General features: G+C 66.6%; 7 protein-coding genes. 2 read left to right on the forward strand and 5 right to left on the reverse strand.

What is annotated here, in order from left to right; genetic code table 11:
• Positions 1–6: 6 nt before the first annotated feature.
• The 4 genes from tssM to tssJ are packed head-to-tail and all read right to left on the reverse strand — an operon-like array spanning position 7 to position 6,813.
• Complete coding sequence (gene tssM / locus ACNPP0_RS14660) at positions 7–3,633, reverse strand: type VI secretion system membrane subunit TssM (RefSeq protein ID WP_448706301.1); 3,627 nt, start codon at positions 3,631–3,633, stop codon at positions 7–9.
• A complete protein-coding gene (locus ACNPP0_RS14665; protein WP_448706302.1) occupies positions 3,630–4,922 on the reverse strand; it encodes a DotU family type VI secretion system protein in 1,293 nt (430 codons plus the stop codon). Before ACNPP0_RS14665 ends, tssM begins: the two co-directional genes overlap by 4 nt.
• 14 nt (positions 4,923–4,936) lie before the next feature.
• Positions 4,937–6,271, reverse strand: a complete 1,335-nt coding sequence (tssK, locus tag ACNPP0_RS14670; RefSeq protein ID WP_448706303.1) for a type VI secretion system baseplate subunit TssK — start codon at positions 6,269–6,271, stop codon at positions 4,937–4,939.
• Positions 6,272–6,306: 35 nt separating this feature from the next.
• The gene (gene tssJ, locus ACNPP0_RS14675) at positions 6,307–6,813 is read right to left on the reverse strand and encodes a type VI secretion system lipoprotein TssJ (RefSeq protein ID WP_332609453.1); all 507 of its coding nucleotides are present in this window, start codon (positions 6,811–6,813) and stop codon (positions 6,307–6,309) included.
• A gap of 182 nt (positions 6,814–6,995) precedes the next feature.
• On the opposite strand from tssJ, the gene ACNPP0_RS14680 reads away from it, so the two are divergent.
• Both ACNPP0_RS14680 and ACNPP0_RS14685 read left to right on the forward strand, forming a co-directional pair.
• Positions 6,996–7,367: a TssQ family T6SS-associated lipoprotein gene (locus ACNPP0_RS14680; protein WP_332609451.1), complete on the forward strand. Its 372-nt coding sequence runs from the start codon at positions 6,996–6,998 to the stop codon at positions 7,365–7,367.
• A 27-nt stretch (positions 7,368–7,394) separates the two neighbouring features.
• Positions 7,395–8,168, forward strand: coding sequence for an FHA domain-containing protein (locus ACNPP0_RS14685; RefSeq protein WP_448706304.1), 774 nt, complete (start codon positions 7,395–7,397; stop codon positions 8,166–8,168).
• A 4-nt stretch (positions 8,169–8,172) separates the two neighbouring features.
• On the opposite strand, the gene ACNPP0_RS14690 is transcribed toward ACNPP0_RS14685, so the two are convergent.
• Positions 8,173–9,436 (reverse strand): AAA family ATPase (locus ACNPP0_RS14690; protein ID WP_448706305.1); only part of this gene is annotated, 1,264 nt, incomplete at its 5' end.

Here is a 9,436-nt window from a genome sequence, read left to right on the forward strand (position 1 = left end):
TCCCGGTCACGACGCGCCGGGGCAGGCGAAACCCTGCATCTCGGCTAGATGAAAAGGGCTTTTGACGCTGCTGGCCGTGATCTCCAGCACCACCTTGCGCCCGCCCAGGTCGAACGTGGCCAACGTGATCTCCGGCGACGGGCCGCGTTGCAACTGCGCACGGTCCAGCATGCGATTCAGCGCCCACGGGCCTGACGTTGTCAGGCCCGCCGCGCCAACTTGCGGCGTCAATTCGATACGCACCTGGTTGCTGCCACGCGGCCCGGGCCACTGCACCGTGGTCGCCACCTGCGGACCATGCGCGTAGCGCACCGATTGGCCATCCACGTCCATCACGAACTGCGTGATGCCCGCGTCCATCTCCACCGGCCGGATCGCCACGCGATACGACGGCATGGGGTTGCCCGCCATGAAGTACACATCGCGGATGACGCCCGCGCGTTGAAACGCGTCCAGCGTGGCCGAGCTGCCCCCCGAGCGGCCATCGACACCGGGCTTGAAGCGCCAGCGCGGCCCGGACACGTCGATCTGCGTTGCCAGGTTCTTCTGAAAAAAGTCGTCCATCATGCCGTTCGGCCCGAACAGCCGCGCCATGTCGTTGGGGGCAACGTCACGCGTGGATCGGCTGGAAAACGGGTAGCGTCCCGCCACCGATTGCCCGCAGAACACGCCGATGGTGGCCGACACCGTCTCGCCCATGCGCGCGCGGGCCACGTCCGACACCTCGCCCGATGCGTTCACCGACAAGGCGTTGAGCACGTCCCGCAACGGGCCGGGCAGGCGTCCGGCTTCGGCGCGCAGCTTGGTCACCGAATCCGAACTCGGAGTCGGGCTGCCGCTGCGCAGCGCCGCGTCGGCAGCCGTCAGATAGGTATAAAGCTCATTGATCAGCCCCGTGGTCGCGGCAATGGGCGGCGCGGCGCCGGCCGCCCCACCATCGTTCTGCGCCAGCCGGCGCCAGGGCTCGAAGTACTGGTCAACGATACGTTCCAGCTTTTCATCCGACGCATCCGCGCGCGCGGCCGCGCCCGGCCCCGTCGGGCCGAACATCTGCTCCAGCGCCTCGCGCGTGCTGCCGACACGATCGCGCGCCTGGTCCACCAGCGATCGCTCGTCCTTGGCGGAATCGCGCAGCAAAGAGGTCTCGCGCGCGACCCCGCGCACCAGTTGCACCAGCGGCGATTCCGGCGCTGACAAGGTGCGAGCCATCTGGATGTTTTGCAGCAACGACTTGCTGGGCGCCAGCTGCAAGTCATTCAGATAGCCATCCCACTGCGCCACATAATCATTCATGTACAAGCGCTTGATACCCGCCACCAATTGGCGCTGCGCCGCCTGGTCCAACACGCCGGGGGCCGGAATGTTCAAGATCCACGCATCGTCTGACCGCAGCACCTCGGCCACGCTGGACACCCGTTTGTTGAACACGTCCCAATAACCGCGATAGCTGTACAGCGACGGGATGCCCTGGCTTAACGGCTTGCCGCTCTTGCGCACGAAAACGGCGCTGGCCTGCGCGCCGCCCAGGGTCACCGCGGTGTTCTCGGGCGCGATGTCGGTGTTGGCAAGCGTGCGGCGCAAGCGGCTGTAGGCGCGCTGCGCCAGCGTGTAGCGCGCCAGCTTCTCGCGCGCCTGCGCCACCAGTGCCTCGTCCTTCGGAAACGGCGAGGCCAGCACGTGGCCCTGCGTCAGGTGGCGCAAGTGCAGCGACAGCTGTTCGTACTGGCGGCGCGTGTACCCGTCAGGCAACGTCGATTGCATGTCCGACAACAGCCACGCATGCATGAATTCGGCGTCATAGCGGTCCGCCTCGTACAACATCAGATAAGCGCGCAACGCCTCGTAGGAATACTCCAGGTCGCTTGCCGAGGCATCCCGCAACGCCGCTTCCACACGCCGCGCCACTTGCGGCAACAGCACCTGATCCAGCGTGTTGTCGTACACGCCCTGCGCGGCGGCTTGCAGCTTGAAGCCCTGATAGAGCCCGAAGCGGTACGCCAGCGGCGGCGAGTCGATCTCAAAGCGCTCGTGTCGGGGCAGATACCAGAGGCTGTCCAGAAAGGGCATCAAGCCCAGCAGATCGCCCGTGCGCGTGATCTTGATGTCGCGCGTCAGCTTTTCCACGGCCGGCACGCGCCGCGCCACTTCATCCACATACGCCGAGTTGTTGCGATAGCTGAAGGCCCAGCCGGCAATCAGCGCCACGAACATCGCCGTGACCAGTCCGTAACCCGCCCAGTGCAATTGCCGATAGCGGCGTTCCCAGCGCAGGTTACGGCCCGCCAGGCCCGCTTCACGGAAGATGACATCGCGCAGCAGGTTCTTCAGGAAGTAGCTGCGGCCCTCGCCTTCGCCCGGCACGCTGGGCGCGGGCGTGGCCGCACCATCGATGCGCAGGTAGCGCTTCAGATGCCCGGTTACCTGGTCGAAGGTTTCTCCACCCTGCGTGCCGCTGGTGAAGTACACGCCACGCGGGATGACGCGCGCTTCAAACTTCGACGTAGCGAACACGTCGCTAAGGAAATGGCCCAGGATGTTTTGCAGCCCGGCAAACTGCTGCGGCAGCATGTAGGCCAGTGCGCGTCGCGCAGGGTCTTCCTCGGCGGCCACCACTTCCGGCAAGGCGTCATCCAGCCGCCGTTGCAGCAGCCCGTATTCGGCATGGAAGGCGTCGTACAAATCGAAGTCAGGCTCCTGCGTGCGCGCGTAGGGCAAGGTAAAGCCCCACACCTGCGCCAGCTCATTGCGGCTGAACGACGCAAAGTATTCTTCGAAGCCGGACAACAGATCCGTCTTTGTCACCAGCACGTAGACCGGAAACGCGATGCCCAGCTGCTCGCGTAGTTCCTGCAAGCGGCGCCGCAGCACCGCCGCGTGCTGCGCACGCTGCGCATCGGATGCCGACAACAGGTCTTCGACACTGACCGTCAACATGGCGCCGTTGATCGGCTGCCGGCCACGGTACTTGGTCAGCAGGCGAAGAAAGCCGCGCCACTCTTCCTCGTCACCCGTGGGGTCGCTTTCGTGGGTGGTGTAGCGCCCCGCCGTATCCAGCAGCACCGCGTCGTCGGTAAACCACCAATCGCAATTACGCGTGCCGCCCACCCCGCGCAAGGCGACCTTGCCGTAGCGCTCGGCCAACGGGAAGTTCAAGCCCGAGTTCACCAGCGCCGTCGTCTTGCCCGCCCCCGGCGCGCCGATGATGACGTACCAGGGCAGCTGATACAGATATTGTTTCGAGAACCGATCCAGCGGACGGCGCTTCCCGCGATTCTCGAATCGCGTCTTGCGCAGCAGCTCGACGGCTTCGTCAAACCGCGCTTCCAGCTGGCGGATCTCGTCGTTCTCGGCAACGTCTTGCACGGCCTTTTCGGCGCGCGGCCGGGGACGCAGTTGGCCAAGCAGTTGCGCGTTCAAGCGCCCTTCCCGCCACTTGCGCCACACCCAGCGCAGCAGCCATATGGCGAACATGACCGCGATGACGATGATGCGCACCGTCTGGCTTTCCAGCGGCCGTACGGCCCCCACCGCAATCAGCGGCCCTGCAATCCAGATCAGCAGCGCCAGCGCCACCAGGCCCAGGAAATTCCACACGCGCCGGCTGAAGAACCATCCGAACAATCGGTAGATCATTCCTTGCCTCCTTGTGCGTCGCTTTCATGCGGCGTGGGCGGCACCAGCACCGTGATCTCCACACGGCGGTTCAGCGCGCGACCCGCCGCCGTATCGTTGGGCGCGACCGGGTCCGCGTCCCCACGCCCTTCCGCCCGTACGCGCGCCGAAGCCGATTGGCCCAGGCGTTGTTCCAGCATGTCCTTGACGGCGTCGGCGCGGGCTTGCGACAGATGCCAGTTGGACGGAAAGCGCGCGCTGCGCATCGGGATGTTGTCGGAATACCCGCGTACCAGAATGCTGCCCTGCGTCTCGCGCAGCGCGTCTGCCACGCGCGACAGCACGGGCAGGTACTGATCGCGAACGGAACTGGCACCGGACTCGAACACGCCGTCCCCGCGCAGCACCACCACGCTGCGGTCCACTTCGTCGCGCACGCTGACCAGCTGGTCGCGTATTTCGGGCGCCAGAAACACCGCCAGGCGCGGCGCGGGCGCGGGCCGCTTCACCACCGCCGGCGCGATCTGCACGACAGGCGGCTTGAGCTGGCTGATGGACGCGAACACGCCGTCCGACTGGCTGCCTAGCCGCCATCCCAGCCCCCAATACAAGGCCAGCGCCAGCACGGCGGCCAACGCGCCGAAGACCCACAGCGGCACGGGCAAACGCCGCAGCGGCGTTTGCGCGGGCTCGTCGCGCCAATGTGGCGACAAGGCAAGCGCGTACTCGCCGCGCGCGCCACGCAGGATGCGCAGCAAGCGCTGGCGCAGCGTTTCCAGTTGCGAACGGCCGTTGTCCATCACGCGGTAGCGGCCTTCAAAACCCAGCAGCAGGCAGTAATACAGCAGTTCAAGCAGGTCCAGGTGTTGCGCCGGGTTTTGCGATAGCTTGGCCAGCAGCTGGAAGAATTTCTCGCCGCCCCAAGTCTCGTTGTGAAAGGTCACCAGCAGGCTGTGGGCGGACCACACCCCGCCCCCGCCCCACGGGGTCAAGGCGGCGGCTTCGTCCAACGCTGTGCACAGGCAGTAGCGCGCGCCCAGGATCGTTTCGTTGGAAATGCCCGCCTGCTGTGCGCGCAACTCAAACTGACGGATCTCGTCCAGCAAGTGCTCGCGCAGCATCGCGGGCGACGGGTGCGACGCGGTGGCGCGGATCTGCGGAATCAAGTCCAGCAAGGGGTTGGCCGCCGCCACCAGCGGGTTGGCGCCGCTGATGACATAGTCATGAGGCCGCAACCGGCTGGAGGCCTGGCCGGGCGTGTCGCCCAGGCTTCCCGGCGGGGCGGACAGGGTGTGGTCCGATGCATGCATAGCTGTCTCCGCGTTCAGTCCCGCAACGCCCAGAACTCCATCGTCAGGCCGGGGAAATCGCCCGCCAGATGCAAGGCCAGCGCGCCGGTGCGCTCCAGCTGCTTCCAGAACTCGCCGCTTTTATCCAATTCGAAATACACATGCCCGGCGCTGTAGGGAATCTGGCGCGGCGCCACCGGCAATGGGCGCACCGCGACGCCCGGCAGTTGCAAGTGCACCAGATCGCGGATGCGTTCGACCGGGCCGATCTTGACCTGCGCGGGAAAGCGCGCGCGTACGGTGTCCGTGCCCATGTCCGCGTGCACCGCCAGCACGAAGCCGGCCGTTTGCAGCAGCTCGGCGTCGGCAATCTGCGCCACGCGTACGCCCTGGCCCCGGTCTTGCAGCGGGATCTGCAACGCGCGCTGCTCAAGCACCGCGGACAGCGACCGGCGCAACTCGTGCATCAGTGGCGCGAATGTGTTTTGCAGATCGTCATGCACGTACTCGGGCAACACCTCCGGGCGTCGTGTTGTCGACGTGAAGGTGGACAGGTCGCAAGCCAGCATCAGCCAATCGTGGAACAGGCGCTCGGGATGCTGGCCCGCGCTCTGGCGTGCATGCCAAAGCGCCCCCACATAACGGTTGACGGTTTCCAGCAACATGAAGTCGGACACCTCGGACACGCCGCCACGACCGGGCTGCGACAGCCGCGCGGCCAAGGCTTCGCTACGCGCACCCAGCAGGCCATACAGTTCGTTGACCCACCCGCGCAGCACGGGATGTTCACCCGCCGCCAGCCACGGCGCCACGTAGCCGTCGTCCAGCACGATGCGGTTGTCGGGCCGCCGCTCCACCACGCGCGCAACGCCCAGGCCCAGCCAATCGTCGGTAAGCTCGTCTTCCAGCATCAGCCGCAACCGCAGGCGACCCAATTGCAGCAGGGCGGGTTCCAGCGCTACCGAGCCGGTGTCTTCCACATCGGCCTCGTGCACGAGATAGCGCGCCAGGGTGTCTTCTTCGCCTTCGTAGACGACATCGGTGGCGCCGGGGCGCGTACGCGGAATCGCCAACATGACGCGCGCGTCACGCGCTCGCGCCGGCACCTCCAGCGCGGCGGGCGCGGCGGCCGGCCCGGAAAAGTCGAACGGCGTGCCGTCGGGCATGACGCCCGAGGCGTCGGTCAGCACCAGCTTGCCGATCGCCAGTGCTTCGCGGTCCAACGACAGATGCGAAAAGCCCCAGAAGAACCCCTGCGCCGCCACCGCACGCTGCGTTGCCGCATGCAGTACATGACGCTCCAACTGCTGGAAATGCTGCGGCCGCAGGAACATGCCCTCCGACCAGATCACTTTGTCTCTGCTCACCATGCTCAGGTTCTCTTGTTCTGATTTGAATTCTGTTGCTAGAAGGGCCACCACGAACGGCTGCGGTCCACTTCTTCCAGGCCGGCGCGCGTCACGGCCACTTTCACCGTCTCCTCGTTCGGTGAAAACTGCCAGACCTTGTAGATATTCGTGTTCTGCGGCTCGGGCAGCGACACCAGCAGACGCCATTTGCTTTGTTCAAGATCCCGGTATGCGGCCACCACGCCCACCACGCGCGCGTCCGGATTGCCGGGGTAATGCAGCACCTTCGTGTCCCCCGGGCGCAGAATCACCTGTTCGGTGTTGAGCAGCTCTGTGCCCAACGCCGCGCGCGCATCGGCCTGCAAGGTGAAAAAGTCGCTGGCCTGGAAAGTGCTGGCGGACTTCAGTTCATAGATGGTCACTTGCACCGGCGACGGCCTGCCGCTGGCACTGGCGTTTACCTTCGGGTCGGCGCGCAGTTCGATGGCGTAAGGCGCGGGCACGCGCTTGGCGGTCGACGAGCACCCGACGATCAGCGCCCCGGCCGCCAAACATGCCGCCATGCGCAGCCAGCGCCCTGGCGCGCGCCCCCTGGGCAAGCTTGTCCCGTAAGAAAAACCGTTCATAAGCCCTCGGAAATAAAACACACACGTCTGTTACGCCACGACGCAACCCCTACGCGCCGGGCCGCTATCATCGGCGGAATAACCGAGCCACTTTCCTCGTGTATCGACACGCCCGCGCCATGAAACAGCCCGTTCGTCTTAGCCTGATCGCCATTCTTGCGGTGCTCGCGGCCTGTAGTTCCTCGCCGTCCCCGCAAGCCGCCGAAGCGCTGCAGGAAGTGCGCAACGAGTACGCCGCCAGCCGCTTCGGCGACGTTGCGCGCACCGTGGCCACGTCCGATGCCCTGGCCACCGCGCCGACGCCCGTGCGCATCGAGGCCTTGAAGCTGCAAGCCTTCAGCTACTGCGTCATTGGCTACCACCAGCTTTGCGAAGAGAGCTTCACCCGCATCCTGCAATTGCAACCCTCGTTCGAACTTGCGCCCAACGAAGCGGGGCATCCCCAATGGGGCCCGGTCTTCAAGGCGGCCAAGGCAGCCCAGGCCCGCTGACGCGCCGCCCACGCCAAGGAGAAAGGCATGAAGCTCACGGTGTTCCAACGTGCCGGCGACCCGGCTTTCGAACCCATCCACGCCGAATTCACGGCGCCCGGTGGCACGGTGGGCCGCGGCCCCGAGAATCAGCTGAGCCTGCCCGACGCCGCGGGCGAGATCTGCCGGGTGCAAGCGGTACTGCGCGTCCACGACGCGGGCGACACTGGCTTTCTGTTGAACCTGAGCAGCATGAGCACCGTGCGCGTCAACGGGCAACGGGTTGAACGCGATCAGGAACTGCCCTTGATGCCGGGCGACGAGCTGGAAATCGGCGCCTACCGCCTGCGGGCGGACCCCGTCACGTTCGCCGCAACCGAGCCCGACGCCGCGCCCGCCGCCGCCCCCGACATCGAAGACATCTTCAGCGACCTGATCGGCCCCGGCACCTTGCCCGTGGGCAGCGCGCCCGACGTATCCACCCACCCCTTCGACCTGGATTCCGCCGCCGTGCGCAACCCCGACGACCCGCTGCGTCACCTGCCCCGCGGCGACGCGTCCGTATCGCGCCCGGTCACTGATCCGCTGGCGCTGTTCGACGCGCCCAATGATGGCTCGCCCAGCGTCTTTGCCGACGGCACACCGTCCACGCTGCCCGCCCACGACCCGCTGGCCGACCACCGGACCCACCCCGTGGACGACGCCTTGCGCGGCCCGCACGATGCCACGGATGGCCGCGCCGCCGCTGACCACCTGCGTGAAGTCGGCGGCTTCATGCGGCCCGCCCCCGTGAAGAAAGCGCCGGACGACACCGACCGCTAGCGCTTCACGCGTAGTCATAGTCATAGTGAAATTCCGCGCCATTGGCCGATAGGCGTACGCCTTGAAGCTTGCGGCCCTGCATGGACGCGCCCAGCAGTTCGCGGCTGATCTGCGGCAGGACCGTGTTGGTAAGAATGGCGTCCACCATGCGCGCGCCCGACTCGACTTCCGTGCAGCGCGCCACGGCCAGCGCCGTCGCCTCTTGGGCGACGTCCAGCGCAACGTCGTGGTGTTCGTGCAAACGGCGGCGTACCCGGTCGAATTGCAACGCCACGATGCGCGCCAACATATCGTCCGACAGCGGCAGGTAAGGCACCGCCACCAGCCGCCCCAGCAACGCCGCCGGAAACGCCTGCAACAGGGGTTCGCGCAGCGCGGCAGCCAGCCCTTCGGCATCCGGCATCAACGCGGGATCGCGGCATAGCGTGGCGATGCGCTCGGTGCCGACGTTAGACGTCAGGATGATGACCGCATTGCGGAAGTCAATGTAGCGGCCTTCGCCATCCTCCATCCAGCCCTTGTCAAAGACCTGGAAGAAAATCTCGTGCACGTCGGGGTGCGCCTTCTCGACTTCGTCCAGCAGCACCACGCAATACGGCCGCCTGCGCACGGCTTCGGTCAGCACGCCGCCTTCGCCATAGCCCACGTAACCCGGCGGCGCGCCCTTGAGCGTGGAGACGGTGTGCGACTCCTGGAATTCGCTCATGTTGATGGTGATCAGGTTCTGTTCGCCGCCATACAGCGCTTCAGCCAGGGCCAGCGCGGTTTCGGTCTTGCCGACGCCGCTGGGCCCGCAAAGCAGGAACACGCCCACCGGCTTGGCCGGGTCGGTCAGGCCGGCGCGTGAAGTCTGGATGCGGCGCGCCACGGCGTCCAGGGCTTCACGCTGGCCGATCACGCGCTTTTCCAGCGTGTCCGCCAGCGCCAATACGGCGTGCGCTTCGTCGCGCACCATGCGGCCCACGGGGATGCCGGTCCAGTCGGCCACCACGGCCGCCACCGCCGCGGCGTCTACGGCGGTGTGAATCATCGGCGCGTCGCCCTGGCCGCCGGCCAGTGCCTCTGCGGCGCCCGCCAAAGCCAGCCGCGTCGATGCGTGGTCAAAGCCCGCCGTCGTCGGCGCGTTCAACGTCTCGCGCAGCGAGAACACTTTTGCGGCCAGCTCGCGTTCAGTCTCCCAGCTGGACGCCAGCTTCGCTTCGGCCTGCGCGGCTTGCAGCCGTTCTTCCTCCAGGCGTTCCACGCGCTGCGCGTCGCCCGCCCCAAGA

Source organism: Achromobacter semiaridum, assembly GCF_053543755.1.